Below are 26,786 nucleotides of genomic sequence, written 5' to 3'. Positions count from 1 at the left end.
CATGCAACGCTCTTTTGCTTACTGCCTACTCTCCGCCCTTAGCCTGCTGCCTTTATCGGCGTATGCGGCCAACACGCTTGACGCTGAGCTCTACGACGGCGAACAAGCCCTCTACGATGCCGCCCAGGAAGAGGGGCTGGTTGTATCGTTTGATACCGGCCCCACCTGGGCCAATTGGCAAAGCCAGTTCAACCGCTTCACGGAACGCTACCCTGGTGTTCAAATTGTTTTTAACGACCTGGGCTCGGGTGCCACCGTGGTTGCTTTGGAGCAGGCCCGCAACCGCCCCCAGGCCGATACCGCTTACTACTACGCTTCTTCCGCCATTAATGCACATGAGAAAGAGCTGTTAAGCCCATTTACCCCCATCAATTTCGATAGTATTCCAGATGTCTTCAAAGCAGACGCGGGTGAGTGGTTCACGATCCACTCCTTGAACGTAGCCTTTATCGTTAATACCCAGTTAGTTGATGAAGTGCCGCAAAGCTGGGAAGACCTGCTCGATGAACAGTACCGAAACAGTATCGTCTACCTTGACCCGCGCTCGACCGGGCAAGGCCAAGTCCTCACTCTGGCGGCCAATTATGCGATGGGGGGCGATCTCGATAATTTATCGCCAGGCATCGATTATCTTGCTGAATTGAGCCGCGTCGGCAATGTTGCCCGTGTGGTCGGCACCACGCCCTACGCGCAATTCGTACGTGGAGAGATCCCTATCTGGATTGGCTATGAAAACGACGGCCTAAAAGCCAGCATTACCGACGGCATGGGCGACAACGCTGCAGTGGTGATCCCTGAAGAGGCTTCAGTGGCAGCGCCGTATGCTATTTCGCTTGTTAAGAACGGGCCAAACCCTAATGCCGGGCGCTTGTGGCTGAACTATGTGATGTCGGACGAAGGTCAACGTACCTTTGCGGAAGGATTTGTGCGCCCTGTCAACGGAGATATCGAGCTGCCCGACACGCTGGTAGATGCGCCGCAGATTCGCCCGTTGGATGTACAAAAAGCGTCGAGCATTAGCGCTGACCTAAGCCACCAGTGGACTCAGCACGTTCTTAATCAATAAGGCTACGCCATGCCTCGTCTGCGCTTTTTTACTGTTTTGCCGCTGGTTCTACCCAGCGGCATTATCTATACGCTGTTTTTTATTGTGCCGCTGGCGCTCCTGGTCGTCGCAGCACTTGACTCGCTTATCACCACCGGTGCCCGTCTGCTCAGTGAGGGGCTGGTGCTTAAAAGCCTGATGACGAGCGTCGCCTTATCCGCCAGCACCGCGCTGTTGTCAGTCGTCGTAGGCGTTGTGATTGCCGAGTTTCTTTACCATCAGCCAGAGCGCAGGCGCTTTTTCCTGTTATGGCTGATCTCACTCCCGCTAGTGTTCAGCGGTCTGATTGTGGCGTATGGCTTTATTCTGCTATTGGGTCGAGCGGGCTTTATCACGCTGTCCCTGGCATCGCTGGGAGTCGACCCCGCGTGGTTTGGCCGCTTTGTGTATACCCCTCAGGGGCTGGTATTGGTGTATGCCTACTTCTTAGTGCCCCGCGTGGTTCTAGTGATGCTGCCAGTGGTACAAGGACTCAACCGCCGCCAGTTAGTAATGGCCGAAAGCTTTGGCGCTACTCGTTGGCAGCAGATTCGTGACGTTTACCTACCGCCGTTAAGGCCCGCGTTAGTCTCCTCATGGAGCCTATGCGCAGCCGTTGCCTTCGGCGCCTATGGTACCGCTCTGGCGCTTACCGGCTCGCAGATCAATCTGCTGCCACTACTGCTTTACAGCAATATTTCCGACGCAGGGTCTGATATGGCCTCTGTTGCTCTTCTTGCGCTGCTAATGATGTGTTGCTGCTTGTTGCTAACCCTTCCCGGCGAGTGGATTCGTCGACGTTCTCAGCATCGATAGCGCTTGCGGGGCAACGAATTTGCCCCGCTCTATATTCGATGAGCGCTAGTATTTGATGCTAGGCTACAGTGCCCTGCATTCAGATATCCGCCATGACCCAAACACCCGCCCAAACACCCGCCCAAACACTCTCCGTCAGCCAACTCAACCAGCGCGCCAAGCAGACCCTTGAGCGCGATGTGGGCGAGGTGTGGGTGGAGGGCGAGCTCTCTAACGTTTCCCGCCCGGCGTCGGGGCATGTCTATTTCACCCTGAAGGATGACCGGGCGCAGATCCGCTGTGCGCTGTTTCGTCAGCGGGCGCGGTTTGTCTCGGCGCCGATGCGCGATGGCGATCAGGTCAAGCTGCGTGGGCGGGTGTCGCTGTTCGAGCCGCGGGGCGATTACCAGCTAATTGCTGACGCCGTTCAGGCGGCAGGCCTGGGCGAGCTGTTGGCGGCGTTTGAACGCTTAAAAGCGCAGTTGGAAGGCGAAGGCGTGTTTGCCAACGCCCGGCCGCTGCCCTTCCCGCCCCGCAAGCTGCTGATTTTGAGCTCTGCCACCGGGGCGGCGATTCGCGATGTGCTGGCGGTGCTGGAAGCGCGCTGGCCGCTGGCGGACGTGACACTGATACCGGTGCCCGTGCAAGGCGCCGAGGCGGCACCTGCGATGATATCGGCGCTGGCGCTGCTTAACCGTCAGGCGCGACTAGATCCAGAGCGGGACGTGATTCTGATCACTCGCGGTGGCGGTAGCCTGGAAGACCTCTGGGCGTTTAATAACGAGCATCTGGCGCGGGCGATTTTTCACTCCCGGCTGCCGGTGATGTCGGCGGTGGGCCACGAGGTGGACGTCACCCTGGCGGATTTTGCCGCCGATATGCGCGCCCCTACCCCTTCAGCCGCCGCCGAGCGCCTGGTGCCGGATCAGAACACCCTTAAGCGCCAGCTGGAGCATCAACACAGCCGCTTGCAGCGGGCCATGCAGGCCCGCCTGGAGCGCGACAGCCAGCGGCTGGATACCCTGCGCGCCAAGCTGCGCCACCCCGGCGAACAGCTCAACCGTCAGCGCCAGCACTTAACCGCCCTCAATCAGCGCTTGAATCGCGCCATGCAGTTAACGCTTAGCCAACAAAAAGCCCAGGTGACACAGCTGAGCAGGCGCTTGGCCAGCCAGGATATGGCGCGGTTGCATCGCGCAGAAAGCGAACGGGTGAGCCAGTTACAGCGCCGTTTGGGCAGTGCCATACAGCGCCAGCTCGAAAGCCGACAGGCACGGTTAACCAGCGCCGCCCGTGAGCTAAACGCGGTCAGCCCATTGGCGGTGCTGGGGCGCGGCTATGCGATTGCCCAGGATGAACAGGGCCAGGTCATTCGCCGCGCGGAAGATACCCAGCCCGGCCAGAAGCTGAAACTGAAGCTTGGCGAAGGCAGGCTAAGCGTGGAAGTTAAGCGACGTATAAAGTCCGGGGGTTAAAGGCCGGGGGTTAAAGACCGAAGCTAAATGGTCGATATCTTCTAACAATGAGGAGAGGATACCGCCATGAAGATTGGATTTTCGTCTTTTACACTGATTAATCAGCGCCAGGATAAGCCGCAGTTTTTAACGCCCACCCGCGTCGCTCCCCAAAAGAGCGAGCCAGCTGAAGACGACCCGTTCACAAAGCGTCTTAAAAAGCAGCAGGAAGCGCTGGAGAAATTAGCGTCGCTACCCACGCCAAAGGAAGCCGCCCAGCAGCAGGCCACCGATAAAGTGGGTTTCCTGCGCCAGCGGATTGAAATGCTGAAAGCCATGATGGCCTTCGCCTCTCCTGAACAGCTTAAAAACATGGCCAAGGAGCTCAAGAGCATTGCCCGCGAGCTTGCCGGTGCGGCTAAGCTGTTGAACAATCAAGGTGGCGGTGGTGCAGGCATGACCGCTATCCCGTCCGTGGTTGCAACGCCAGCAGTTCCCACAACAGCCGTTCAAACGACAGCAGCTCAACCAGCCGTCGCTCAAACCAGCGGAGCCGAATCCGCCGGGGCTCAGACGGGTGGCGATGAAAGCACCCAGGCAACGGTTTCCAGTGACGCGCAGCAAGCCGAAGCGAATGCGGAAACAGCCGAAGACGATGCTGAAAAGGCTGCTGAACAAGAGGCCGAAAAAGCAGCGGGCGAGTCTGACGGTGATGGATCCACCGAGCTCGGCGTATTACCTAGTCTGCCCAACCTCATTCAGAATGAAGACAACCGCTCAAAATCCAATGGCCCCAGCGCTAGTGAACACGCACTCCGCGGCGTACTGACTGACGCGCAGAAAGCGTTGCGCGAAGCGGTTAACGAACTCAAGATTCGGCTGAATGAAGAAGATAAAGAAGCTCGTCGTGAGCTAAAGAAAGCTGAAGAAGCCATGGATAAGACGGATCGGGTGGTTGCAGCATCCACTTCTGAAGCCCTCTACTCCTCACTGGGGCAGTTGCTGCCTACCTCCCTAGATGACGTTTCCGTATCAACGACCTCTATCAACATAGAAGTTTAGCGCTAATAGAAAAGGCGCTACCGGAAGTAGCGCCTTTGTTGTTTAGCGTTGGCCTAAACAATGTTGTATAGCTTACTTCTTGGAATCCATACCTGACTTTTTATCGTCATCAGACTCCGGGTTTACATGATGGGTATCCGGCATAGGGTTGGCCTCATCGTGATGGTCATCCTTCTCTTTAGGGGCCTTCTTATCGTTCTCGGGAACTTGAGTCATCGCTTCTTCCTTACCATTATGGGTGAGCGAAAGGGTGGGAGGCATTTGTGCTGCCTCCTATCCTGGCTGACTTAACTGTAGTGTTTACTCTTCAACTTGCAATTCCCCTCCGTGCTGACCCGACAACACTGCCAGCCCCACCATCAATTAAAAAATAATTAAAACAAAAACTTAAAATTAAAAAAGACGTCACACCAAGTATATGAGCAAACTTGATAGCATTAATAACCTGTCGCTATCAGGCCTATGGATGACCAACCGTTTTATTGCTCAGCATTCGCTTCCTGGTTTGCCGATGTTACTACCCTGGTCTACGTTAACAGCGTGAAGGCACTCGAGGATACGAGGGCCAGAGCAGCGGTTAATCCGTGATGTTTTACGATGACTAACCGTATGTGCAAACCAAATTGTGCCAACAATGGAGTGACCGCACATGAGTGATCAACACCAACCTCCCCAGCATCAGGATAAACAGCCGGGTGATGAATACGCCATGCGCCCAGAGCCCGAATACATCCGTGAAAGCTACCGGGGCGCCGATAAGTTACTGGACAAAGTCGCGATTATTACCGGTGGCGACAGCGGCATAGGGCGTTCAGTCGCCGTTCACTATGCCCGCGAAGGTGCCGATAGCGTGATCGTGCACCTTAAAGAAACCAAAGATGCGGAAGAGACCAAGCGGCTGGTGGAAGCCGAAGGTCGTCGCTGCTTGGTTTTGAAAGGCGATGTGGCAGCGCCAGCGTTTTGCCGTGAGATCGTCAAGCGCACCCTCGACCACTTCGGCAAGATCAATATCGTCATCAATAACGCCGCAGAGCAGTACGATTGGGACGACATTACCGAGATCCCTGATGATCAGCTGCTGCGCACCTTCCAGACCAATATCTTCAGCCACTTCTATCTCACCAAATCAGCCCTGCCGCATCTCAGTGAAGGCGACACCATTATTGCCACCTCATCAATCAATGCCTTTAAGGGCAACGATACGCTGATCGATTACACCGCCACCAAGGGCGCCATTCAGGGGCTGGTGCGCTCGCTGGCGATGTCACTGATGGATCGCGGTATCCGCGTGAACGCCGTAGCGCCGGGGCCGGTATGGACGCCGCTGATTCCGGCAAGCTTTGAGGATGAGAAAGTGGCTTCATTCGGTGGCCAGGTACCCATGAAGCGCGCCGGGCAGCCTAGCGAAATGGGGCCTGCGTATGTTTACTTGGCCAGCGAGGAGTCCTCCTACATGAGTGGCCAGACCATGCACCTGAATGGTGGCGTTATCTTAAATACCTAAGCGTTTCTTATATAAGATATAGCGCGCATTTCCAGGGTGGCTTTAAGCCACCCTTTTGTTAGAACACGGTGCATAAAAGCACTGCACTACTACAATATTCCCGCTCGGGAATATTTCCTTCCAGAAAGCCTCTCCAATCACTGAAAATTACCGATCGGGAATAATCATAGCGCTTTGATCACTAATTTGGTCTATCATTACCGTACGGTAATTTTATCGGACAGTCGCTATGACCTCCCAAATAGAGAGTGCAAAACGTATTCGCAGCAGTGAAGAGCTGGGCAAGCTAGTTCAACAAACCCGGCGTGATCAATCACTGCTGCAAAGTGATATTGCCGGGCTTGCGGGTACAGGCAACCGCTTTATCGTCGATCTTGAGCGCGGCAAGCCAACCCTGCAGCTACAAAAAGTACTCGATGTGTTGGATCTAATGGGATTGGAAGTGGTTATACAGCGCAAAGGGAATCACCATGGCCGCCCATAGCGAAGCGCTTGACCTGTTCTGGGGGGAACTGCATGTCGGGCGTTTGTATAACACTCAGCCATTGCGATTTGACTATACCCAGGAGTGGCTAGCCAATAATCAAGCGAATAGCCTTTCGCCCCAGCTACCGCTGACTCAACAACGGCATAGCGGCGATAGTGTGCTGGCATACTTCGAAAACCTACTGCCTGAGGGCGAACTACGTCGCTATATTGAGCTACGCCACCACACCACCACTGTTTTTGGTCTTTTAAAGTCGATTGGCGGTGATACGGCGAGTGGCTACACCCTACTCCCGCAAGGTGAAACGCCTCGACCAGCCAGCTATCGCAAGACGAACTGGGAAGCTATAAACGACTTTCTGCATAATGAAACCCAGGGTGAATTAACCGGGCAGCTTGCTCCCCAAGCGCGAATTTCATTAGCGGGCACTCAAAATAAACTGCTACTAATGGTACTCGATGATGGCAGCCCGGCGCTGCCTGAAGGGGCCGCGCCTTCAAGCCATATTTTGAAACCGGATATCCGGGGTTTGAAAGGCGTTTGGTGTTCTGCGCTAAATGAAACGCTCTGTATGCAACTAGCCGCCGCATTAGCGCTAGGAGTAGCTGAAACGACCTTCCAGCCTCAAACACGCGCCTGTTTAGTTAAGCGCTATGACCGTTTTTACGATGAGCACGGCAACTTACAGCGTTATCACCAGCTAGATATTTGCCAATTAGCAGGGACACCTTCCACCCTCAAATACGAAAGCGACGGAGGGCCTGGTCTCATTGAGTGTCGGCAGTTACTTCAGGCGGCGGGCGTACCCGCAAAAGACCTGCTGCGTTTTTCTCAGTGGTTTTTTTTCAACCTGTTTATTGGTAACAATGACAGCCACGCCAAAAACCTCTCTATATTGCAAACGCCGCAGGGCGTTCAACTAGCCCCGTTTTACGATCTCATGTGCACGACGCTCTATAGCGGTCTCTCGAACCGCTTTGCATTTCGAGTGTCAGGCATTGATCAGCCCGGCAGTATCGAACGCTCACACCTTGCTTCTCTCGCCCAGGCGTTGGGATTTAAACCTGCTTACTTCATGAGTTTAGGCGCACGTCTCGCCGATGAGATACTCAGCGTTTTACCCGCTGTGATAGAGGCCCTGCAGGAGGTCGCAACGCCAGGTACAGAGCATGTATTGTTAGAGCGCCTGTCTCGGCGCATTAAACAAAACTGCCAAAAAATGACAAAACGCTGGTCGGCTTAAGTAATGTTCTATCCGGATCAATATGACTGACTGGCCTCGCGTCTCACCGCCGCCTGGGGATAGCCGCCGAATAGGTATTGAGCTGCAAGAGGTGTTCATCCGCTTGCTGCAAAGCCTCTAGCGTCTTAGGCCGGTCGAATTCCGCTAATAAGCTGCACAGCACTTCTGAGACCGCTAATGCCGGGGTTAGCGTATGGAAAAAGCTATCGCTTTCCGTGGGGCAAAAAACAGCCTGCTCTGACAGCGCTACCAGCGGCGACACCTCGCTATCGGTGATCGAAACAATCCCCACTCCCTGCTCTTTTGCCAGCTGGGCCAGTTCCAGCGTCCCTGTGGCATATGGTTTGATGGAGATAACGAGCATGACATCCTCAGGAGTAGCGCGAATTAACGCGTCTCCGCCGGTTCCTCCAGGCCCATCCAGGTGAACAGAGCGCTCGCCCAGTAGGGTCATCACGTAATGGAAGTGCCAGGCAACGGCATGGCTGGAACGTAATCCCAGCACGTACACCTTTCTCGCTGACCTCAACCTAGCGGCTGTGGCTTCCAGCCGCCGCAGCGAATCGGGCTCACAGAGCTTGGCAAGCTGGGCACTCAGCCCTTCAAGCATACGCGATGCCGTATCGCTGGCTCCCCTTTCACTGCCCTCATCGGCCCGCTGGCGAACCTTCGCCGCAAAGCCATCGCTGCCCTGACGCAGCGCCGCCGCATGCTGCGCCCGGATATCGTCGTACCCTGCTAACCCCAAAAACTTGGCCAACCGGGTCATGGTGGCGGGTTGCACGCAGGCATTGCGCGCTACCTCGCGCATGGACACCAGGGCCACTTCCTCCGGGTGCTCCAACACGTAGCGAGCGGCCTGTTGCAGCTGCGCAGACATGGCATCGTACTGGGCAATAATCTGCTCTCTTAGCGAATCGCTTGGCGGCATAGTGGCTGGCTCGGTGAAGAAATGATCTATGTGTTTCACACTATATTAAAATGATTTATTTGTTGCAAATATCTTTATGAGTGTGCCAATCTTCTTACTGTGTGAATTTCTCACCGTTTAATAATGAGGGTCAGTGGCTATGACGCGTATTCTTCACCGCGGTATCGGCGGGGCACTGCCTCATGCAGCATCGGCACAGGGTGTCTATATCACCGATACCACGGGGCGTCGCTACCTGGATGGGTCGGGAGGCGCTGCGGTCACCAGCGTCGGGCACGCCCACCCGGAAGTACTGGCCGCCATGCGCGCGCAGATCGATAGCCTCTGTTACGCCCACACTTCATTTTTCACTACCGATGCCGCCGAAGCGCTTGCGGAAAAGCTCGTGGATTTAGCTCCCAAAGGGCTGGATTACGTCTATTTGGTGTCGGGCGGTTCAGAAGCCGTTGAAGCGGCGCTGAAAATGGCCCGGCAGTACTTTGTAGAGATTCATCAGCCCCAGCGGCGACATATCATTGCCAGACGCCAGAGCTACCACGGCAATACCATCGGCGCCTTGGCCACCGGTGGCAATGCCATGCGGCGCCAGCAGTTTCAGCCCATTTTGCCAGAAACCCACCATGTATCGCCCTGCTATGCTTATCGTGACAAGGCCATCAATGAGACGCCCGAGGCCTATGCTGCACGGCTTGCCGAGGAGCTTGAGGCGAAGATTCTGGAACTTGGCCCTGAAGAGGTCATGGCCTTCGTTGCCGAACCCGTCGTCGGCGCCACCTTAGGGGCAGTTGCCTCTGAGGCGGATTACTTCAAGCGCGTGCGTGCCATTTGCGATAAGTACGGCGTACTGCTGATTCTCGACGAAGTGATGTGCGGCATGGGAAGAACCGGCACCGTCTTCGCCTGCGAACAAGATGGAGTAACGCCGGATATCGTTACGATCGCCAAAGGTTTGGGCGGCGGCTATCAGCCTATCGGCGCGGTGATGCTATCGGCCAACATCTACGCCAGTTTCGCCAATGGGTCTGGGCTGTTTCAGCATGGCCATACCTATCTTGGTCACCCTGTGGCCGCCGCTGCCGCTAACAAAGTGGTTGAGATCATCGCACGGCCGGAGACGCTGGCTAACGTCAATGCCATGGGCATGAGATTGCAGAGCGGCCTTGAAGCAGCGCTCGGCGAATCGCCTCATGTGGGCGATATTCGCGGCAGGGGCTTGTTTCGCGGTATCGAGCTGGTGGCGGATAGGGAAAGCAAAACGCCTTTCGATCCGACTAGAAAGATATACGCCAAGATCAAGCGGCAGGCCATGGCGCGTGGCCTGATCAGCTACCCGATGGGCGGCACCATTGATGGCATTAACGGTGACCATATCTTGCTGGCTCCGCCCTATATCATCGAGCCTGGCGAAGTAGACCTGATCATTGAGCGTATTGCCGAGGCCATAGACGCTGCTATCGCAGAGTGATGACACACTGAATAACGATTTGAATAACCATTCTGAAAGGAGATCATCCATGCCCTCTTCTCCCTGCCCACCTATTTCCGACGCCGACTGGCCTGAGGAGATCACTGATTTACGCGAGGGCTTTGCTGGCGCACTCAACGTTTATCGCACCATGGCCCATCACCCGGCCTTGCTTGAGGCGTGGGCACCCTTGCGCCAACACGTTGTTAAGGAGAATGCGTTAGGCCCGGAACTGACCGAAGTGGTGATTTTACGTGCGGGTTTGCGTATGGGCTCAGCCTACGAATGGGCCCATCATGTTAGTCGTGCACTCGCGCTGGGATTCTCCGAACAGCGGATCACTGCTATTCGCGGTACTCCCGAAGGCATTGACGGTCTTATCGTCAACGCCGTGGATGCGTTATTCGATGAGCGCATGCTGGCCCAGGAGCAGGAAGCAGAACTTGCTGAGGCGATCGGGCGTAAGGCAGTGATCGACCTGATCGCCATGGTGGGTTTCTATTCGGTGCTGGGCTATCTACTCAAAACCTACAACACTCCGATAGATGACACTATTCAACAAGAAGCACAAAAACAGCCGGCGCTGTTTTCAATAGCACCGGGAGCCACCTCATAAACCAGCGGTGCTAACGGTTGCCTCTTTTAAAGGGCTCTACGTCACTCAGTGTGGAATTAACTCTGCCAGCCTGATGGTTAGCTCCCGTGGGAGGGCGCTTCAGCGCGCGAAGGGTGCCGCACAGGCACCCCCTTGGCTTCATCATGTTAGGAGCTCAAATATTCGTGAACTGAAGTTCCCTCCCACAAAATAGCTAATGCGTAGTAAATACGACGGAGAGCCTTTTAAAAAGCGGGTTAGGTTAGTTGCTTGACCAGCACCTTCGATTTGCGGGCGTGGTTGTAGGTTTCACGCCTTAGCGTAGGTAGGTCTTCCAGGCTGGCGGCGCGGAAGCCGTGCTCCACAAACCAGTGGGCGGTGTGAGTCGTCAGCACGAATATTTCAGTTAAGCCACGCTGGCGGGCGCGGCGCTCCATGGCCTCCACCAGGCGCTCGCCCCGCTCGCCGCCGCGGTAGCTGTCGTGCACTGCCACGCAGGCGAGTTCGGCAATGGTGGTATCCGTAAATACATGCAGCGCGGCGCAGCCAATCACCATACCGTCACGCTCGATCACCATGTAGTCATCAATTTCGTGCTCCAGGCGTTCCCGGGAGCGCGCCACCAGCATGCCCCGCCGCTCTAGCGGTTCCAGCAGCTCCAGCAGACCCGCTACATCGTTGAGCGTGGCTGGGCGCAACTGCTCGTAGCGGTGCTGGGTAATCATGGTGCCCACGCCATCGCGGGTGAACAACTCACCCAGCAGGGCATCGTGGTTGTGCCAGGAGAGCAGGTGGGTGCGCGCCACGCCTTCCCGTGCGGCAGTGCAGGCGGCCTGTAAATGGCGGGCGAGCTCGCTGCCTGGCACTGCGGCACTTAAACGCGGTTCGGCTTCCGCTGGCGAAAGCTGACGCAAAAGCGCGCCCTGTTCATCTTCCAAACCTTCCGACTCACCAAGCAGAATCAGCTTGTCGGCCTTTAGCGCCACGGCGGCGTGCTGGGCGACTTCCGAGGCATCCAGATCGAATACTTCGCCTGTACTGGAGAAGCCCAGCGGCGGCAGTAGTACCAGCGAGCCTTTTTCCAGCAGGCCTTCAATGGCGCTGGCGCGCACCCGGCGCACTTCACCGCTGTGGTCGAAATCCACCCCTTCGCGCACACCTAGGGGCTTGGCGGTCACCAGGTTGCCAGAGATGACGCTCAGTTCCACACCGTGCAGCGGTGTGCTGGGCAAGCCCAGCGAAAGCCGCGCTTCCAGCCATAGCCGCTGATGGGCGGCGACCTGCTCCACATGGGCCATTACCGCACGGTCGGCGACCCAGCGGCCATCGATACGCGTGGGCTCTACGCCTGCGGCCGTTAGCGCTTCATGCACCTGGGGGCGAATGCCGAACACGACGACCAGGCGAACACCCAGAGTATGCAGCAGCGCCAAATCCTGAATCAGCTGTTCCCCTCGGCCAGACGCCATGGCTTCGCCTTCAATTAAGATGACAAAGGTTCGCCCCCGGTGGGCATTGATATAGGGGGAAGCGTTACGAAACCAATCAACAAAGGGGAAGCGCGTATCCAAGGGCCGCTCTCCGGCAGCAGGTGAAAGAAAAATCCAACGTTTACTACGTCCAATGGAGTACTTTACCAGAGCACAAAAAACAGCGGCACCTTCAAATGCAAATCTGCTCAATCTAATGCAGATAAACATGAAGATGCCGCTGTGATGGTATTGCTTATCGGTGTCTAAAAGCGTTCGAGCCTAACTTTAGCCGAACATGCCTTTGAACATAAAGAAAAACAGAATCGCGAGACCTGCCCCTGCGGGCAGTGTAATCAGCCACGACGCTGCAATTGTACCGATAACCCTTAGGTTCAACGCCGCCATGCCGCGTGCAAGGCCAACACCTAAAATCGCGCCGACCAGGGTGTGGGTGGTGGAAATCGGCAGACCAGTGCCCGAGGCCAGCACCACCGTAGTAGCGGCCGCCAAGGTAGCGGCAAAGCCACGGCTGGGGGTCAGCTCCGTAATCCCGGTACCCACGGTAGCGATGACCTTATGACCGTAGGTGACCAGACCCACTACAATGCCGCCGCCGCCAAGTACCAGCACCCACCAGGGCACCAGTGCAGAGCCGCCAATTTCACCGCCGGTTTGCACCACGCTGATGACTGCCGCCAGCGGGCCAACCGCATTTGCCACGTCGTTGGAGCCGTGGGCAAAGGCCATGGCGCAGGCGGTGAAGATCATCAACACGCCGAACACGCGCTCAACGTTGGCATAGCCGAAGTGGTCGTTGGCATTGTGCTCAAACTTGATACGCCGCTGCATGATCAGGCCAATGCCCATAATCACCAGACCCAGCAGAATTGATAGCAGCAAGCTCTGATTAAAGGTTAGATCCAGCCCCACGTGGGACAACCCTTTGGTCAGCGTGACCATCGAGACGATGAAACCTACCAGAAACACATAGCCAGGTACGTAGCGTTTGGCGGCCGTGAATGGGTTGGCGTCCTCGAAAATCAGGTGGTGTACCGATTTAAACAGCACGAAACCGATGGTGCCTGCCAACAAAGGGGAGACCACCCAACTGGCGGCAATCTTGCCTACCGCTCCCCAGTCCACGGTGGCAGGGCCTAACCCTGCCACCGCAAAGCCGACGATCGCACCAACAATCGAGTGCGTCGTGGAAACCGGCCAGCCTTTCATGGAGGCCACTAGCAACCATGTTCCCGCCGCCAGCAGTGCAGCCAGCATGCCGTAGACTAGCAATTGCGGGTCACCCTGTAGCAGCTCGGGGTCGATGATACCTTTACGAATCGTATTGGTAACTTCGCCACCGGCTAGCCAGGCACCCAGGAATTCAAAAATGACCGCAATCAGGATGGCCTGCTTGATAGTGATCGCTTTCGACCCTACCGAGGTTCCCATGGCATTGGCGACGTCGTTGGCGCCAACGCCCCAGGCCATAAAAAAGCCAAACAAACAGGCCAGGATGATAAAAATTTCACCGTGCTGGGCAATAATCAGCATGAAAGTCCCCTTAGCGGGCAGTCAGGATCTGCAGACGGCTACCAACGCGCTCGGCGCGGTCGGATAGTTCGCCAACCCATTCAATGATCTTGTAAAGAAAGATCACATCCACTGGTGGTAGCTGGCTTTCAAGCGAAAACAGCTGGCGGCGAATGGTGATTTGCTGGTCGTCGGCTTGGTGTTCGAGGGTGTGCAGCTCACGGATCATCTTCTGCATCACATCCGAGACGTTTTTGCCAAAGCCGGACTCAAGTAGATCCTTGAGCTCTTCCAGCGCTTGACGCGCTTGTGCCACGCAAGCAACGCTGGTTCGGATGTAGTTGCGCATTGGCTCGGCCAATTCATCCGGCACGCGCATTTTACGTCCCAGCATAATGCCGGTAATGTCACGCACCTTGTTGGCGATCTTGTCTTGTACGCTGATCAGATCAAGCAGATCAGAGCGCGACACCGGAAGAAACATGGTGTTGGGCAGGTTCAGACGCAGCTCTGTTTTAAGCGTATCGGCGTCATGCTCTAAACGGGTGACGTTTTCGCGCAGCTCAGCTGCTTTGTCCCAGTCATCAGCCAGGGTCGCTTCAAAAAACGGCAACAGCTGATCGGCACACTCATTCGCCTTGACGATATGGGCCAATAGCGGCTGGAATGGCGAGCGGCCAAACATCGAAGAAAAAGGATTGGAGGTAACCATAATGCCTTTTAGCCTATTTTCGGGGAGCCGGGAAATGGCGGCGCCAGTATAAAGAGTGCGCCCGCCGCCGTCATGAAAAGTTCACAAATGTAATCAAATATTCATCTAAATGTCACGATAACGAGGTGGCGAGCATCATGAAAAGCCCAAACCCCATGGAAGTGGAACTTAAGCTGGCCCTTGCCCCCACAGGCCCTGCGGCGCTTACTCAACACCCGTATCTCGCTTCCCACGCCGCTCATAAACAATCGCTGACCAATACCTACTTTGATACCCCTCAGGGTGATTTGGCCAAGGCTCGCATTGCGCTGCGTCTTCGCCAAGTAGACGGCCAGGTGCTGCAAACGGTAAAAACCGCAGGCCAGGGTGGTGGCGGTCTTTCCCAGCGCGAAGAGTGGGAGTGGCAGGTGGCTGGCCCGCAGTTGGATCTCGCTTCCATTGCCAAACTCCCTCCTTTTCAAGGCGAGCTTAGCGGCGTGCTAGATGCCCTCGTTCCCCAACTCAGCACCGATTTCACACGGCATAGCTGGCAGCTAAAAGAGGGCGTACAAGGTCAGGAGAGCCATATCGAGCTGGTATTGGATGAAGGCGAAATTATTAGCGGTGGCTACCGCACGCCGATACGCGAAGCAGAGCTCGAATTAAAAGGCGGCGAGCCTGAAGCACTGTGGGCGCTGGCATTAACCCTGGCTGAACAGGTGCCGCTACGGCCCTCGGACAGTAGCAAAGCGGCCCGTGGTAACGCGCTTAGCACCCGACACTGGCCTCTCCCCGAAGCGCACTCCCCGGCGGAGTGGCTCCACCGTGCCACGCTGGCGCTGGACGCCTACCACGACAGCCAACAAGCCAGTTTTCTAAACGATGCTCAGCAGGCGCTGGCCACCCTCGCCGAGCACCCCGAACTGGATGCCACCGCACGCGCTTATGCTCAGGCGCTTCCTGGCGCGCTCGATGCGCACGGCCAGCCCAAGGAGGCCTACGGTAAAGCGGCATTGGCACTCGCCCATCGCTTGGCGTACCAAACCGCGCTACGCTAGCGTTTAACACCCTTTTTAGAACAGCATTGAGGCTCACTTCAGGATGATGCGATGAATTTTCACCCAACACCCGGTGCAGAAGGCCTACGCACCCGCCTATTTCATATCATCTTTGAGTCTGACACGCCGGGGGCAAAAGCGTTTGATATCGCCTTGATCGTGGCCATTCTGATGAGTGTCACGGTCATAATGTTGGACAGTATCAAGAGTTATGACGAACGCTATGGTGAAGTGTTTTTCTACCTTGAATGGACGTTTACGCTGCTTTTCACCATTGAACTGGCGCTACGTATCTACTGCCTGGAAAAGCCAACGCTCTATTTAAGAAGCTTTTACGGGATCGTCGATCTGATTGCCGTGCTGCCCACATGGCTAGTGCTTTTGGTACCCGGTGCCCACGGACTGGTGATTGTTCGTCTGCTGCGGGTACTGCGTATTTTTCGTATTCTGCGCCTGATGGAGTTTGTCGGCGAAGCGCGACTGCTGCTGGATGCACTCAAACGGAGTCTGCGTCAGATTCTGCTATTCTTTAGCGCCATCTTGATGGTCATCACGCTTTTCGCAGCCTTGATGTACACCATAGAGTCTCCCGAGGCGGGCTTTACCAGTATTCCCATGTCCATGTACTGGGCTATCGTCAGCATGACCACCGTCGGCTACGGCGACATTGTGCCTGCTACCTCGCTGGGCAAATCCATTACCGTGATTCTGATGCTGCTCGGCTACTCAATCATTGCCGTGCCTACGGGGGTATTCTCCGCTCAGGTGATTCGCTCGATCCGTGAAGAGCGTTACTCAGAAGAAGCCTGCCCCGGCTGCGGTCACGAACGCCATGAAAAACGCGCCCGCTACTGCCTGCGCTGCGGCACTTGGTTAGACGAAGACAGCGAAGACCCGCGCAAAAAAGACGTCGACAAAAATGCGCCCCAGGACAGCTAAACTAGATAGCCAAACCAGGGGCGCGGAACGGAGTAGTTACTTAATCGATCACTCCACTTCGTGCGGGGCTTCCCAGGCGTCTAACTCAGCCTCGCTCCAGGCGCCATAGGTAGCGTTGGGGAACACGATCCAGTCGTTGCCAAAACGCTCGGCATTCTCTTCCACAAGCGCATGCTGCTGGTCAAGGTCGGCGCCCGCGAAGTCACCTGCGAAATCGTGAAGGGAATCACCCAGCTGCATCACCAGCGTGTGGTTATCCACCACTTCCGCGCGGCGCTCCGCCTTGGCAGGCCCCAGCAACATCACGCTCTGTTCAGAGACCTGGGGCAGCTCTAGCGCTTCCAAGGTGGCGATAGTGTCGGCCTCGTTCTCCTGGTAGCGATCAGAGACATAAAAAATGGCCACGCCCTGCTCATCCGCGTAATCCAGGAACGCTTTAGCCCCCGGCATTAAACGCGGCTCGCCTTCACGTTCCCAATGCTTCCATGTATCCCAGGTGGTGTAGTCGTGGCATGCCTGCATGTCGCGAACCAACAGCGGGCTATTGTCCAGCACCGTTTCATCCAGGTCGGTAATGATCGCCAAGTCGTCACTGCCGCCATGCGCCTCAATCTGATCTTCAAGCCGGTAGGTGGCGAGGGCAAAACCCTGACGCTGCAGAGCAGCGGCTTCAGCAGACTGCTGTTGATAGCGCAGGCCCATTGCATAGGCTTCCTGGGCACACATTTCTGCGTCATCGCTATCCGCGTGGCTGGTCAGCGGTAAAGCGGCAAGGCTGGCTAGGGCTGCAAGGGTGCAGAGGCGAGAAGGGAATGGCATCGTCATTGAATGATCTCCTGGGCTGGGCAATCTCAAAAAGACGAGGCGATTCCTCGCCTTAAATGATCACGATTTATTATCGAAAAGAACCGTTAGGATCATATTTTATTTTCATTGAACAATCAAATAACTAAAACGTCAGAAAATCCCCCGTTCGCTAATACTAGGAACCGGGGATTTGCCTTGAAGTGTGCTTTTAGACGACGAAAGGAGAAATATCGCCGCGCCCTTCACGAATGATTTTCGGCGGCAGTTCGCGCAGGTCGATGACGCTGGTGGGGTCTAAATGGCAGGCGCCGCCGTCGATAATCGCATCCAGGTGGGCGCCAAAACGTTCGCGGATCTCTTCCGGATCGTTCATGGGCAGGTCATCGCCTACCGGAATCAACGTTACGCTCATCAACGGCTCGCCTAAGGCGGCCAGTAACGCGTGGGTAATGCGATGATCCGGTACACGCACGCCAATGGAGCGACGCTTGGGATGCAGCAGCAGGCGCGGTACTTCTGATGTAGCATCCAGAATATAGGTGTAAGGGCCTGGGGTATGGGCTTTCAGCAACCGGAACACATCGTTATCCACCTTGGCGTAGGTGCCAATTTCCGAAAGATCTGAGCACACCAGGGTGAAGTTGTGCTTGTCGTCCAGCGAACGTATCCACTTAATCTTCTCAATGGCTTTTTTCTCACCCAGGTGGCAGCCAAGGGCATAGCCAGAATCGGTGGGGTACGCGACCACACCGCCTTTACGAATGATCGCAATCGCCTGGTCGATGAGGCGTTTCTGGGGGTTTTCCGGGTGAATCTGAAAATATTGACTCATTACTTACTCCTATCCGTAGGCATTATTCATACAGCATAGCTTAAGCGCTAAGCGAATCATTCCGCTTCCAGCCTACCTGGCGGAGCATCGCGCAGGTGAACCAACCGGGGATGCTGCCATATGGGTGGCGCCGCCGTGCGCGGCACTAGGCTCATGCTACCGGGGGCCACATGACTGCCAGGGAAGTGAAAATCGCTGCCCATGGAGGCGTAAAGGTCGCGCTCCACTAGCTGACGCGCCAGGTCGCGGGTGCTATCCGGGTTCTGCTGGCCGCTGACCAGTTCGACCGCTTGGCCGCCCGCCGCCTGGAAGGTATCCATCAACAGGCCACGCTTACGCCGGGTTAAACCGTGGCGCAGTGGATGGGCAATGACCGCGACGCCTCCGGAATCGACAATCCAGCCCACCGCTTCGCTGATTTCCGGCCAGTGAGCTTTAACATCGCCCTTTTTGCCACTGCCCAAATAGCGCTTGAAGGCGCTGGCCCAGTCCGGCACCACGCCTTCTGCCACCAGCGCGCGGGCAAAGTCCGGGCGGCCTAGCGGGCGGTCGCTGCCTGCGTGCAGGCGCGCTTTTTCCAGCGCGTCGGATAAACCGACTTTTTCCAGCCTTTCGGCAATCACAACTGCACGCTGTATCCGCGCTTCACGCTGCTTAATCAGGCCTTCTACCATTGGCCTCTGTAAGCCACCGGGCATCAGCGCCACAACATGGATATTGACGCCCTGCCAGCGTGTGGATAACTCACAGCCGGGGATAAGACACAGCCCTGCTTGCTCCGCCGCGTGGCCCGCTTCTTCAATGCCGTCCATGGTATCGTGATCGGTGAGCGACATGTGCGTCAGCCCGCGTTCAGCACACAGGGTTACCAGCTCGGTGGGCGATAACGCACCATCGGAAGCGGTTGAGTGCATGTGCAAATCAACTGGGTAGCGCTGATCGGCATCAAAGGTAGTGGGAAGTCGAGGCATAAGCATGACGCCGTGTGGCCAGTTTGTCAGAATGCGCTTTTCAGCTGTGAATAACCCCTTCGCAATGGGTAAGATATGGTGCGCGCTTATGCCAGTGCGGTCAATTAACGGTTACGTTGCATCCTCGTCTAATCAAGGAGTTAACCCTAAATGCTGTATGCCATTATGAGTGAAGATGTACCCAATAGCTTAGAGCGTCGCTTGGCGGCTCGACCCGACCACTTGGCGCGCCTGGAAGCACTGCGCGCTGAAGGCCGCGTGGTATTGGCGGGCCCCCACCCTGCCATCGACGCTGAAAACCCTGGCGATGCAGGGTTTTCCGGCAGCTTGGTAGTGGCGGAATTCGACAGCCTGGAAGACGCCAAGGCCTGGGCCGACGCCGACCCATACATGATTGCAGGGGTGTATGCCAAGGTAATTGTTAAGCCGTTCAAGAAAGTTATGCCTTGACGCCAATAGGCGAGTGTGGAGGGTTCGTCGGCTTTTTCACAGAGCCTGTGGAAAACTCTGTGCAAACCCGGCGGACGCTTTGCGCTAAGCCAGAGATAACGCCAGCGCTGACAAATTGATCATTTTTTAACCACCTGTTCATCAATACGGATACCTGCGTGACCCAACGTTCAAACGCTTTGCCACCGCTTGCGACATTAACGACGCCAACCCTTACCTGGAACGAGGGCGCCCCCCACGCAACGGCGTTTGATGACATCTATTTCACCCGTGGTGATGGGCGCGCAGAGACTGAGCATGTTTTTCTAGGTGCCAACCAACTCCCCGAACGCTTTGCCGCCTGGGAAGCCGCGCGGCCTTTTGTGATTGGCGAAACCGGCTTTGGCACCGGGCTCAATATGCTCTGCGCCTGGGCCTGTTTTGAGCAACATGCGCCACCCAGTGCACGGCTGCATCTGTTATCCACAGAGAAGTTTCCCCTTGATCTAGCTGCCCTTGAACAAGCATTGGCGAGCTGGCCCTCGCTGGCGACTTATACACAGGCGCTGTGCGCCCAGTGGCCCGCTGCCGTGAGCGGCATTCACCGCCTGCACTTAACCGATCGCGTTACCCTTGATCTGCATTTCGGCGATACTACCGAGCGCCTGGAGCAGTTGGATGGCCAGGTCGATGCCTGGTTTTTAGACGGCTTTGCGCCGTCTAAAAACCCCGATATGTGGCAGCCCGAGCTGTTTAACGCCATGGCCGCCCGTTCACGCCCCGGCGCAACTTTCGCCACCTTTACCTGCGCTGGCATCGTTAAGCGGGGCCTTAAAGCGGCGGGCTTTAGCTGGAAGAAAGTGCCGGGCTATGGTCGCAAGCGGGAAATGCTGGCGGGCAGTATCGAAACCCCGCCAGCGGATCAGCGTCGTCAGGCCACGCCCTGGTTTACCCCACCGCCTGCGGCACCGGCCAAGCACGTTGTGATAGTCGGCGCCGGGTTGGCGGGAAGCAGCGTGGCGGCAGCGCTGGCACGGCGGGGCGTTAAAGTGACAGTGCTGGAGCGCGAAGCCCCCGGTGCGGGCGGTTCGGGTAATCGCCAGGGCGCGCTATATGTAAAGCTCGCCGCCGAAACCAATCACCAAAGCCGGGTTTATCTCGCTGGGCTGCTGTATAGCCAGCGCTGGCTGGCGCAACAACACGCTAATCAAACCTTATGGCAGCCCTGCGGCGTGGTGCAGCTAGCAAGCAGCGATAAAGAGGCGCGCCGCCAGCAGCGCTTTATCGAGCAACACCCGCTGCCACCTGAAGTCGTCACGGGCATGGATAACCCGACATTAACCGAGACGGCGGCAATCACCGTTAGCGCACCCCACGGGCTTTATTATCCACAGGCAGGCTGGGTAAGGCCCAAGGCGCTGTGTGAGCACTTGCTTAGCCAACCAGGCATTAGCTTGCAGCAAGGTGAGATTAGCTCCCTTACCCAGCGAGAGACCGGCTGGCAGCTCAACTTGGCCGATGGCAGCACGTTAGAGGCGGATCAGGTGGTGATTGCCAGCGCCCATTTGGCTAACCGCTTTGCGCAAACGGCGGAGTTACCGCTGCAGTCGGTGCGTGGCCAGATTAGCGAGCTAACGCTACCCGATGCAGTGGAGGGCCCTAAACGCGTGGTGTGTGCCGGGGGCTATGTGGCACCTGCGTTGGATGGCGTCCTGACCTTCGGCGCTAGCTTCGTACCCAACAATGCGACAACTGATGTGACGAATGACGACCATCAGCGCAATATCGATGAGCTGCGCCAAACGCTGCCGGCGCTGGTAGAAGAATTGGAACAGGCAGGGATTGAGCTAACGCCGGAACACCTTAAGGGTCGCGCCGCCGTGCGTGCAGCAAGCCCCGACAAAACTCCTTACGCAGGGCAGGTGCCGGTAGCAGAAGCGTGGCGAACGGATTATTCGCTGCTGAGCAAGGATGCCACCCGCGTGGCGGAGACACCTGGCAGGCACTATCCCGGCCTGTGGATATCCACCGCCCACGGCTCGCGAGGGCTCGCCAGCGCGCCGCTCTGTGCCGAGGTAATCGCCTCACGAATCTGCGATGAGCCAATGCCGCTAGAGGCACCGTTGGTAGACCATTTACACCCAGGGCGGCGGATTATTAGTGCGATTATTCGCGGTGAGAATGCTTAATCAACAAATCTGCTAATAGCTATGGTGGGAAGCAGCTTTAGCTCGCAACCATTTTCGCGCGCTGAAGCGCCCTCCCACAATTAGCTGCTAGCCTGATAACTGCACCCGTGAAAGGTAGCTTTAGCTCGCGACCGTTTAGACTGCCAGCCTGATAACGGCACCCGTGGGAGGTAGCTTTAGCTCGCGACCGTTTAGACTGCCAGCCTGATAACGGCACCCGTGAGAGGCAGCTTTAGCTCGCGACCGTTTAGACTGCCAGCCTGATAACGGCACCCGTGGGAGGTAGCTTTAGCTCGCGACCGTTTAGGCTGCCAGCCTTACAACACTAGGGTGTCTTCGACACCCTTCGCGCGCTGAAGCGCCCTCCCACAATTAGCTGCCAGCCTGATAACGGCACTCGTGGGAGGTAGCTTTAGCTCGCGACCATTTAGACTGCCAGCCTTACAACGCTGTAGCGCCCTCCCACAAAAAAATAGATAGCTTAGTGGCTTCATCCTGAACCGTGAGACACAAAATAGCTGATTACTATTAAATATCGCCCTCTTCCTCGTCGTCGGCGATATCGCGCCCAAACGAACGCCACTGAGCCAGGGTCATCACTTCGGTCATTTCTAGCTCAAGGTCGTGGGCGATAATCAGCTCATTGCGCTCAAGCTGCTTTTTCAGCTCAACTACCCAGCCGTGCATGCCCTCGCCCGTTGTATCGGTGGTGTCGTAGCCCTGGCGGGTCACAAACGCCTCCAGCAGGGCATTGAGGGTGTCCGGTGGCAGCATTCGGGCGGGTACTTCAATAAAACGGCTCATTAACGCTGCTCCCACTCTGCCAAACGTTCGATAAAGGTGGCTTCGTCCACCACTTCCACGCCCATCTGTTCAGCTTTGGTAAGTTTACTGCCCGCCGCTTCGCCTGCGACCAGACAGGTAGTCTTCTTCGATACACTGCCCGCCACCTTAGCACCCAACGCCTGCAAGCGTGCTTTGCCATCATCCCGGGTCATACTCTCAAGAGAGCCGGTAAGCACCCAGGTCTGGCCTTCCAACGGCGTGGGGCCTTGGGTGACTTCCGCCTCCTGCCAGGTAATGCCCGCCTCAATCAAGGCGGCAATGGTTTCCTGGTTGTGCGGTTGGCGAAAGAAAGTGTGCACATGGGCGGCTACAATCGGGCCGACATCGTTGACCGCTTCCAGCGCTTCCAACTCAGCGGCTTGAATGGCGTCAAGGGTGCCAAAGTGGTTGGCGAGATTGGCCGCCGTTGCCTCGCCTACTTCACGAATACCTAACGCATAAATAAACCGCGCCAAGGTGGTCGACTTAGCAGTTTCTAGAGCGTTGACCAAGTTGGTGGCTGACTTCTCACCCATACGCGGCAGGCTTTTAAGCTGTTCTACTGTAAGGTGAAACAGCGCCGCCGGGGATTCCACCCAATCCAAATCCACTAACTGCACGATCAGCTTTTCACCCAAGCCGTCAATATCCAGCGCTTTGCGACTGGCGAAATGCTTGAGCGCTTCTTTACGCTGCGCCGCGCAGTAAAGGCCGCCAGAGCAGCGCGCCACCGCTTCGCCTTCAATACGCTCGATATCCGAACCGCACACCGGGCAGTGTTCGGGAAAAATGATCTTCCTGGCATCCGCTGGTCGCAGCTCGGTATGCACGCTCACCACTTGGGGAATCACATCACCGGCCCGGCGTATTGACACCGTATCGCCGATCATTACATCCAAACGTTTGATCTCATCAGCGTTGTGTAGTGTCGCGTTAGACACCGTCACACCGGCTACGGTGACCGGTTCCAGGCGGGCCACGGGCGTAATCGCCCCGGTACGGCCGACCTGGAACTCCACATCGTTAAGCGTGGTGACTTCTTCCTGAGCCGGATACTTGAACGCCACCGCCCAGCGCGGCGCGCGGGCAACAAAGCCAAGTTCACGCTGGTGGCGCAGGTCGTTCACCTTGATCACCACGCCGTCGATATCAAAACCTAAGCCGTCGCGCTTTTCGCCCAACTGTTCACAGTAATCGGCAACCGCCTGCGGGCCTTTGACCACCTTCAATTCTGCACTGGCGCGAAAACCTAAAGTGGACAAACGCTGCATTAATTCGCTGTGCGCAGTATCACCTAAATCCGGCTCCAGGCGTGCAGCCTGATAGGCGTGAAACTCTAGCGGGCGTTTTGCCGTGATGCGTGGATCCAACTGGCGCAGGCTGCCTGCCGCCGCGTTGCGCGGATTGGCAAAGACCTTGCTGCCCTCTTCCCGGGCGCGCTCGTTCAGCGCTTCAAAGCCCGCATGGCGCATTATGACCTCGCCCCGCACCTCTAACAGCGCGGGCACGTTTTTACCCATCAGCTTGAGCGGTACCGAGCGCAGCGTGCGCAGGTTAGAGGTAATACCTTCGCCGGTGCGGCCATCACCGCGAGTCGCGCCGCTCACCAGCATGCCCTGTTCATACACCAGCGAAACGGCCGCGCCGTCCAACTTGGGCTCGCAGGTAAACTCAAGGTCGTCCGCCGTGCATTCAAGGCGTTCGGCCACCCGTTCAGCAAAAGCGAAGATATCGTCACGGCTAAAGGCGTTATCCAGCGACAGCATGGGGATAGCGTGGGCCACCGACGGAAAGCCATCCGCGGGGGCAGCGCCCACACGCTGGGTGGGAGAATCGGGAGTGACCAACTCCGGGTTCTCAGTCTCCAACTGCTGTAAGCGCTGAAACTTGCGATCGTAGTCGGCATCCGTCAGCGTCGGTTCATCCAGCACGTAGTAACGGTAGTTGGCCTCGTCCAGGGCGGCCCGCAGTTGGGTAATCTCTTCCAGAGATTGAGAATCAGACTGACTCATTAAATGGGTTCCAGTACTAGCTAAAAGCGGCAGCGAAAACGCAAAAGCTAAATTCAAAAGTTAAATTTCAAAAGTTAAATTTCAAAAACATAAAAAATGACAAAACGTCTGCGTATTGAACAGAAACACCCGCCTTCTGGCAAGAAGGCGGGTGTTACACAGCAAGTGCGGCTTCGTCGGTTAGTGGGCGACGATTAGCGGGCTTGCAGTTGACGATGCAGGCGGTGGCGACGCTCAAACTCACGTACCCGCTGGCGGGCAAATTCGATCGTTTGTGCGGTCATTACGCTGCGGTTTTCGTCTTTTAGCTCACCGCCCATATGGCGTACCACCACCATGGCGGTTTCTACCATCGCCTCAAAGGCAGCGGCGCTATCAATGGCGCCAGGCAGCGGCATCAACAGCGTGATACCGGGCGTCATAAACTCACCCATCTCTTCAATGGGGAATGTACCCGGTTTAACCACATTCACCATCGAGAACTGAAGCTCGCTATCGTCGCTCTCGGTTTCAAAGCGGTGGAAAACACCCATTTCACTGCTGTAGCGCAAACCACACACCATCATCAGCTCAAGCAGCTTGGTGCCATCGAAGCCTTCTGGATCACGGGAAAGAACGCTAATCACCACGACTTCGTCGGCATTGGACAGCGTTTCTTTGGCGTGTTCACCGTTCACATCATGGCGCAGCGCTTTCTCTAACGTTGGATGTACGCGGACTCGCTCGTTCACCCCACGCTCGCCAGCGGGTTGGTCATCATAATCGTCAGCCTCGAAGCTTTCTTCATAACCCTCTTCGTGGGCTGCGTACTCATGGCTTGCGTAGCGACGCGCCTCTTCGTCAGCAGCATGCTGCTGGGCGGCTAGCCTGTCGGCGGCAGCCGCACTGGCCGCAGCTTCTTCACGAGCTTGGGCCTGCTCTTGAGCAAGGCGGGCACGCTCAGCGTCAGCGGCTTCTTTAGCTTCACGCTTCTGCTCTGCTTCCAAAGCCTTGCGCTCGGCCTTCTGCTTGGCCAAGGCTTGATCACGCACCGCTTTTTCAGCTTTCTTGCGCTGCTTCTCTTTACGCCGCGCAATCAAACGACGCTTCAGCGAGCGCCCCATGCCTTCAAAGTCGACCAAGCGATACTCATCAACTTCGTCATCATCCAAGTCGTCGTATTCGCCCACTGTATCAGAACGCAACTGACGCCGTTTCGGCGAATGTTCATTGGCGTGCTTAGCAAATACGGCATCTTCTGGCTCAGCCCGCAGCACAGGCTCTTGGGTATGCTCTGGCTCCTGCTGAGGCTGGGTCGACACTTCGCTGTCTTTTTCATTGGCAGTGAGCGAGATAGCATCTGAAGCAGCAGGTTGAGACGCTTCAAGGTTCTCTTCTGCCACCGGAGAGCTAGGCGTTACAGCAGAATACGTAGGCTGCTCGATTTTTGGTTCAGGCTGCGCGGACTCTGCTGCCTTGAACTGTGGGCTCTCTGTTAGAGACGAGTCAGCTTGAGTAGAGTTAGTTTGAGCAGAACCAGCTTGTGAAGAGTCAGTCATTGAGATACTGGGCTCACGGCGCTCATGTTCTGTGGGCGCATGGTGGGTAGCATAGCTAGCAGAAGACGTCGCCGCAGAAGTGACTGGCGGCTCTGACTTAACGGCTACGCTTGGTGCGGACTTAGCAGCTGATGCCGCTTTATCGAGTTTATCTGCCTTATCAGCTTTGCGCTTGGCGGCTTTAGCAGAGGCGGAACGTCTAAACTCTGAAAGCACCCTAGAGGGCCCAGGATGCTCTTGACGTTCTAACTTTGGTTTATTTCCTAAGCCACTATAGTCTGCGGGTTTAACAACTCGAGCACCGCCATTTGGAAGTTCCCAATTGATCTCCGCGGCTTTAGCAGCCTCCTCGGGATCATCTAGCGAACTGCCGGAAAGGTCTTTCTCCGCCTGATCCAGACGGGGTACACGTCGCTGTCGTTGAAGTCTTCGCGCACCGTCAATAACGATGAGCGATACCAACGCCAGCCCTAAAATGATTAGCCACTCTCTTAGTTCCATGTCGAACGTTCCATGGTCGTCTTGCCGGTTGCTAAGGCACGGTGTCTAAAATGTCATGCCTGAATATAGGTAACGGCTATTGAATAATTACCTGCTATCAATAAAGCCAAGCATAGCGCGATTACTACCAAAAGGGCCAATTTTTGCTGCATTTAACGCGATTTTCACGCCATGGCAGAATTTTGCCTCTCTTTAAGCCAGAGAAATCTGACCTTAACTTCAAACAAAAGTGCCACGATCATTAGACCTAACATCTATAAATAGCTTTATAAAGGAATCCAAGAAGCAAGAAAAGCCGTTTTGACAACCGACACACCCGCCATTGCGGATTCCCTCTATAAGCCGTTTAACCATCTCAAGCGCGCTATTAGT

General features: G+C 56.2%; 24 protein-coding genes. 13 read left to right on the top strand and 11 right to left on the bottom strand.

Annotated features, from left to right (window positions below):
- The first annotated feature begins 1 nt into the window (after position 1).
- The 4 genes from KF947_RS15595 to KF947_RS15580 all read left to right on the top strand — a co-directional run bounded on the left by KF947_RS15595 (position 2) and on the right by KF947_RS15580 (position 4,395).
- Positions 2 to 1,066: an extracellular solute-binding protein gene (locus KF947_RS15595; protein ID WP_227404378.1), complete on the top strand. Its 1,065-nt coding sequence runs from the start codon at positions 2 to 4 to the stop codon at positions 1,064 to 1,066.
- A gap of 9 nt (positions 1,067 to 1,075) precedes the next feature.
- A complete protein-coding gene (locus KF947_RS15590; RefSeq protein ID WP_227404377.1) occupies positions 1,076 to 1,900 on the top strand; it encodes an ABC transporter permease in 825 nt (274 codons plus the stop codon).
- Positions 1,901 to 1,992: 92 nt separating this feature from the next.
- Entirely contained in the window at positions 1,993 to 3,354 is a 1,362-nt protein-coding gene (gene xseA / locus KF947_RS15585) for an exodeoxyribonuclease VII large subunit (protein ID WP_227404376.1), read from the top strand.
- Between the two features lie 66 nt (positions 3,355 to 3,420).
- Positions 3,421 to 4,395, top strand: coding sequence for a hypothetical protein (locus tag KF947_RS15580; RefSeq protein ID WP_227404375.1), 975 nt, complete (start codon positions 3,421 to 3,423; stop codon positions 4,393 to 4,395).
- Positions 4,396 to 4,467: 72 nt separating this feature from the next.
- Here KF947_RS15580 and KF947_RS15575 read toward each other — a convergent pair whose 3' ends face one another.
- Positions 4,468 to 4,656: a hypothetical protein gene (locus tag KF947_RS15575; protein WP_227404374.1), complete on the bottom strand. Its 189-nt coding sequence runs from the start codon at positions 4,654 to 4,656 to the stop codon at positions 4,468 to 4,470.
- 388 nt (positions 4,657 to 5,044) lie between these two features.
- Here KF947_RS15575 and KF947_RS15570 point away from each other — a divergent pair, with 388 nt between their 5' ends.
- The 3 genes from KF947_RS15570 to KF947_RS15560 all read left to right on the top strand — a co-directional run bounded on the left by KF947_RS15570 (position 5,045) and on the right by KF947_RS15560 (position 7,629).
- Positions 5,045 to 5,899 (top strand): SDR family oxidoreductase, encoded by an 855-nt coding sequence (locus tag KF947_RS15570; RefSeq protein WP_088700682.1) that lies wholly within the window; start codon positions 5,045 to 5,047, stop codon positions 5,897 to 5,899.
- Positions 5,900 to 6,128: 229 nt separating this feature from the next.
- Entirely contained in the window at positions 6,129 to 6,383 is a 255-nt protein-coding gene (locus tag KF947_RS15565; RefSeq protein ID WP_088700681.1) for a helix-turn-helix transcriptional regulator, read from the top strand.
- A complete protein-coding gene (locus KF947_RS15560; RefSeq protein WP_227404373.1) occupies positions 6,370 to 7,629 on the top strand; it encodes a type II toxin-antitoxin system HipA family toxin in 1,260 nt (419 codons plus the stop codon). The genes KF947_RS15565 and KF947_RS15560 overlap by 14 nt, the downstream gene beginning before the upstream one ends.
- A gap of 43 nt (positions 7,630 to 7,672) precedes the next feature.
- Here the strand turns inward: KF947_RS15560 and KF947_RS22145 are convergent, their stop codons facing one another.
- Positions 7,673 to 8,560 (bottom strand): MurR/RpiR family transcriptional regulator, encoded by an 888-nt coding sequence (locus tag KF947_RS22145; protein ID WP_264478603.1) that lies wholly within the window; start codon positions 8,558 to 8,560, stop codon positions 7,673 to 7,675.
- Positions 8,561 to 8,699: 139 nt separating this feature from the next.
- Between KF947_RS22145 and KF947_RS15540 the strand changes: the two genes are divergently transcribed.
- Positions 8,700 to 10,025 carry an aspartate aminotransferase family protein gene (locus KF947_RS15540; protein WP_227404372.1) on the top strand — a complete coding sequence of 442 codons (1,326 nt, stop codon included), beginning with the start codon at positions 8,700 to 8,702 and terminating at the stop codon, positions 10,023 to 10,025.
- 49 nt (positions 10,026 to 10,074) lie between these two features.
- On the top strand, positions 10,075 to 10,641 hold the full coding sequence (locus KF947_RS15535) for a carboxymuconolactone decarboxylase family protein (RefSeq protein WP_223287884.1): 567 nt from the start codon (positions 10,075 to 10,077) through the stop codon (positions 10,639 to 10,641).
- Between the two features lie 236 nt (positions 10,642 to 10,877).
- Here the strand turns inward: KF947_RS15535 and argA are convergent, their stop codons facing one another.
- The 3 genes from argA to KF947_RS15520 all read right to left on the bottom strand — a co-directional run bounded on the left by argA (position 10,878) and on the right by KF947_RS15520 (position 14,334).
- Entirely contained in the window at positions 10,878 to 12,191 is a 1,314-nt protein-coding gene (gene argA / locus KF947_RS15530; RefSeq protein WP_133730757.1) for an amino-acid N-acetyltransferase, read from the bottom strand.
- 186 nt (positions 12,192 to 12,377) lie between these two features.
- Positions 12,378 to 13,643, bottom strand: a complete 1,266-nt coding sequence (locus KF947_RS15525) for an inorganic phosphate transporter (protein WP_133730758.1) — start codon at positions 13,641 to 13,643, stop codon at positions 12,378 to 12,380.
- A gap of 10 nt (positions 13,644 to 13,653) precedes the next feature.
- Positions 13,654 to 14,334, bottom strand: a complete 681-nt coding sequence (locus tag KF947_RS15520; RefSeq protein ID WP_133730759.1) for a TIGR00153 family protein — start codon at positions 14,332 to 14,334, stop codon at positions 13,654 to 13,656.
- A 137-nt stretch (positions 14,335 to 14,471) separates the two neighbouring features.
- On the opposite strand from KF947_RS15520, the gene KF947_RS15515 reads away from it, so the two are divergent.
- Both KF947_RS15515 and KF947_RS15510 read left to right on the top strand, forming a co-directional pair.
- Positions 14,472 to 15,371 (top strand): CYTH domain-containing protein, encoded by a 900-nt coding sequence (locus KF947_RS15515; RefSeq protein WP_211595815.1) that lies wholly within the window; start codon positions 14,472 to 14,474, stop codon positions 15,369 to 15,371.
- Between the two features lie 51 nt (positions 15,372 to 15,422).
- Positions 15,423 to 16,310 carry an ion transporter gene (locus KF947_RS15510; protein WP_133730761.1) on the top strand — a complete coding sequence of 296 codons (888 nt, stop codon included), beginning with the start codon at positions 15,423 to 15,425 and terminating at the stop codon, positions 16,308 to 16,310.
- Between the two features lie 48 nt (positions 16,311 to 16,358).
- Here the strand turns inward: KF947_RS15510 and KF947_RS15505 are convergent, their stop codons facing one another.
- From KF947_RS15505 to KF947_RS15495, 3 genes are all read right to left on the bottom strand, one after another.
- Positions 16,359 to 17,135 carry a 5'-nucleotidase, lipoprotein e(P4) family gene (locus tag KF947_RS15505; protein WP_133730762.1) on the bottom strand — a complete coding sequence of 259 codons (777 nt, stop codon included), beginning with the start codon at positions 17,133 to 17,135 and terminating at the stop codon, positions 16,359 to 16,361.
- Positions 17,136 to 17,325: 190 nt separating this feature from the next.
- Complete coding sequence (locus KF947_RS15500; protein ID WP_035576837.1) at positions 17,326 to 17,949, bottom strand: L-threonylcarbamoyladenylate synthase; 624 nt, start codon at positions 17,947 to 17,949, stop codon at positions 17,326 to 17,328.
- A gap of 56 nt (positions 17,950 to 18,005) precedes the next feature.
- Positions 18,006 to 18,926 (bottom strand): PHP domain-containing protein, encoded by a 921-nt coding sequence (locus KF947_RS15495; protein WP_227404371.1) that lies wholly within the window; start codon positions 18,924 to 18,926, stop codon positions 18,006 to 18,008.
- A 144-nt stretch (positions 18,927 to 19,070) separates the two neighbouring features.
- On the opposite strand from KF947_RS15495, the gene KF947_RS15490 reads away from it, so the two are divergent.
- Both KF947_RS15490 and mnmC read left to right on the top strand, forming a co-directional pair.
- Positions 19,071 to 19,370 (top strand): YciI family protein, encoded by a 300-nt coding sequence (locus KF947_RS15490; protein WP_227404370.1) that lies wholly within the window; start codon positions 19,071 to 19,073, stop codon positions 19,368 to 19,370.
- Positions 19,371 to 19,528: 158 nt separating this feature from the next.
- The gene (mnmC, locus tag KF947_RS15485) at positions 19,529 to 21,538 is read left to right on the top strand and encodes a bifunctional tRNA (5-methylaminomethyl-2-thiouridine)(34)-methyltransferase MnmD/FAD-dependent 5-carboxymethylaminomethyl-2-thiouridine(34) oxidoreductase MnmC (protein WP_227404369.1); all 2,010 of its coding nucleotides are present in this window, start codon (positions 19,529 to 19,531) and stop codon (positions 21,536 to 21,538) included.
- Between the two features lie 528 nt (positions 21,539 to 22,066).
- Here the strand turns inward: mnmC and KF947_RS15480 are convergent.
- From KF947_RS15480 to zipA, 3 genes are all read right to left on the bottom strand, one after another.
- Complete coding sequence (locus tag KF947_RS15480) at positions 22,067 to 22,342, bottom strand: YheU family protein (protein ID WP_035576829.1); 276 nt, start codon at positions 22,340 to 22,342, stop codon at positions 22,067 to 22,069.
- Positions 22,342 to 24,375, bottom strand: coding sequence for an NAD-dependent DNA ligase LigA (gene ligA, locus KF947_RS15475; RefSeq protein ID WP_227404368.1), 2,034 nt, complete (start codon positions 24,373 to 24,375; stop codon positions 22,342 to 22,344). Before ligA ends, KF947_RS15480 begins: the two co-directional genes overlap by 1 nt.
- Before the next feature lie 194 nt (positions 24,376 to 24,569).
- Positions 24,570 to 26,414 carry a cell division protein ZipA gene (gene zipA / locus KF947_RS15470; protein ID WP_227404367.1) on the bottom strand — a complete coding sequence of 615 codons (1,845 nt, stop codon included), beginning with the start codon at positions 26,412 to 26,414 and terminating at the stop codon, positions 24,570 to 24,572.
- Positions 26,415 to 26,786 lie beyond the last annotated feature (372 nt).

This window comes from Halomonas sp. FeN2, from assembly GCF_020595105.1.
Lineage (GTDB): Bacteria > Pseudomonadota > Gammaproteobacteria > Pseudomonadales > Halomonadaceae > Vreelandella > Vreelandella neptunia.
Note: the sequence above shows the minus strand (reverse complement) of the source record. Positions and strands in the feature narration are given on the sequence as shown.

What these genes read in the sequence shown, in the direction of transcription:
- KF947_RS15595 (WP_227404378.1), top strand. Translation starts at nt 2, where the DNA reads ATGCAACGCTCTTTTGCTTACTGCCTACTCTCCGCCCTTAGCCTGCTG.
- KF947_RS15590 (WP_227404377.1), top strand. Translation starts at nt 1,076, where the DNA reads ATGCCTCGTCTGCGCTTTTTTACTGTTTTGCCGCTGGTTCTACCCAGC.
- xseA (WP_227404376.1), top strand. Translation starts at nt 1,993, where the DNA reads ATGACCCAAACACCCGCCCAAACACCCGCCCAAACACTCTCCGTCAGC.
- KF947_RS15580 (WP_227404375.1), top strand. Translation starts at nt 3,421, where the DNA reads ATGAAGATTGGATTTTCGTCTTTTACACTGATTAATCAGCGCCAGGAT.
- KF947_RS15575 (WP_227404374.1), bottom strand. Translation starts at nt 4,656, where the DNA reads ATGCCTCCCACCCTTTCGCTCACCCATAATGGTAAGGAAGAAGCGATG.
- KF947_RS15570 (WP_088700682.1), top strand. Translation starts at nt 5,045, where the DNA reads ATGAGTGATCAACACCAACCTCCCCAGCATCAGGATAAACAGCCGGGT.
- KF947_RS15565 (WP_088700681.1), top strand. Translation starts at nt 6,129, where the DNA reads ATGACCTCCCAAATAGAGAGTGCAAAACGTATTCGCAGCAGTGAAGAG.
- KF947_RS15560 (WP_227404373.1), top strand. Translation starts at nt 6,370, where the DNA reads ATGGCCGCCCATAGCGAAGCGCTTGACCTGTTCTGGGGGGAACTGCAT.
- KF947_RS22145 (WP_264478603.1), bottom strand. Translation starts at nt 8,560, where the DNA reads ATGCCGCCAAGCGATTCGCTAAGAGAGCAGATTATTGCCCAGTACGAT.
- KF947_RS15540 (WP_227404372.1), top strand. Translation starts at nt 8,700, where the DNA reads ATGACGCGTATTCTTCACCGCGGTATCGGCGGGGCACTGCCTCATGCA.
- KF947_RS15535 (WP_223287884.1), top strand. Translation starts at nt 10,075, where the DNA reads ATGCCCTCTTCTCCCTGCCCACCTATTTCCGACGCCGACTGGCCTGAG.
- KF947_RS15525 (WP_133730758.1), bottom strand. Translation starts at nt 13,643, where the DNA reads ATGCTGATTATTGCCCAGCACGGTGAAATTTTTATCATCCTGGCCTGT.
- KF947_RS15520 (WP_133730759.1), bottom strand. Translation starts at nt 14,334, where the DNA reads ATGGTTACCTCCAATCCTTTTTCTTCGATGTTTGGCCGCTCGCCATTC.
- KF947_RS15515 (WP_211595815.1), top strand. Translation starts at nt 14,472, where the DNA reads ATGAAAAGCCCAAACCCCATGGAAGTGGAACTTAAGCTGGCCCTTGCC.
- KF947_RS15510 (WP_133730761.1), top strand. Translation starts at nt 15,423, where the DNA reads ATGAATTTTCACCCAACACCCGGTGCAGAAGGCCTACGCACCCGCCTA.
- KF947_RS15505 (WP_133730762.1), bottom strand. Translation starts at nt 17,135, where the DNA reads ATGACGATGCCATTCCCTTCTCGCCTCTGCACCCTTGCAGCCCTAGCC.
- KF947_RS15500 (WP_035576837.1), bottom strand. Translation starts at nt 17,949, where the DNA reads ATGAGTCAATATTTTCAGATTCACCCGGAAAACCCCCAGAAACGCCTC.
- KF947_RS15495 (WP_227404371.1), bottom strand. Translation starts at nt 18,926, where the DNA reads ATGCTTATGCCTCGACTTCCCACTACCTTTGATGCCGATCAGCGCTAC.
- KF947_RS15490 (WP_227404370.1), top strand. Translation starts at nt 19,071, where the DNA reads ATGCTGTATGCCATTATGAGTGAAGATGTACCCAATAGCTTAGAGCGT.
- KF947_RS15480 (WP_035576829.1), bottom strand. Translation starts at nt 22,342, where the DNA reads ATGAGCCGTTTTATTGAAGTACCCGCCCGAATGCTGCCACCGGACACC.
- ligA (WP_227404368.1), bottom strand. Translation starts at nt 24,375, where the DNA reads ATGAGTCAGTCTGATTCTCAATCTCTGGAAGAGATTACCCAACTGCGG.
- zipA (WP_227404367.1), bottom strand. Translation starts at nt 26,414, where the DNA reads ATGGAACTAAGAGAGTGGCTAATCATTTTAGGGCTGGCGTTGGTATCG.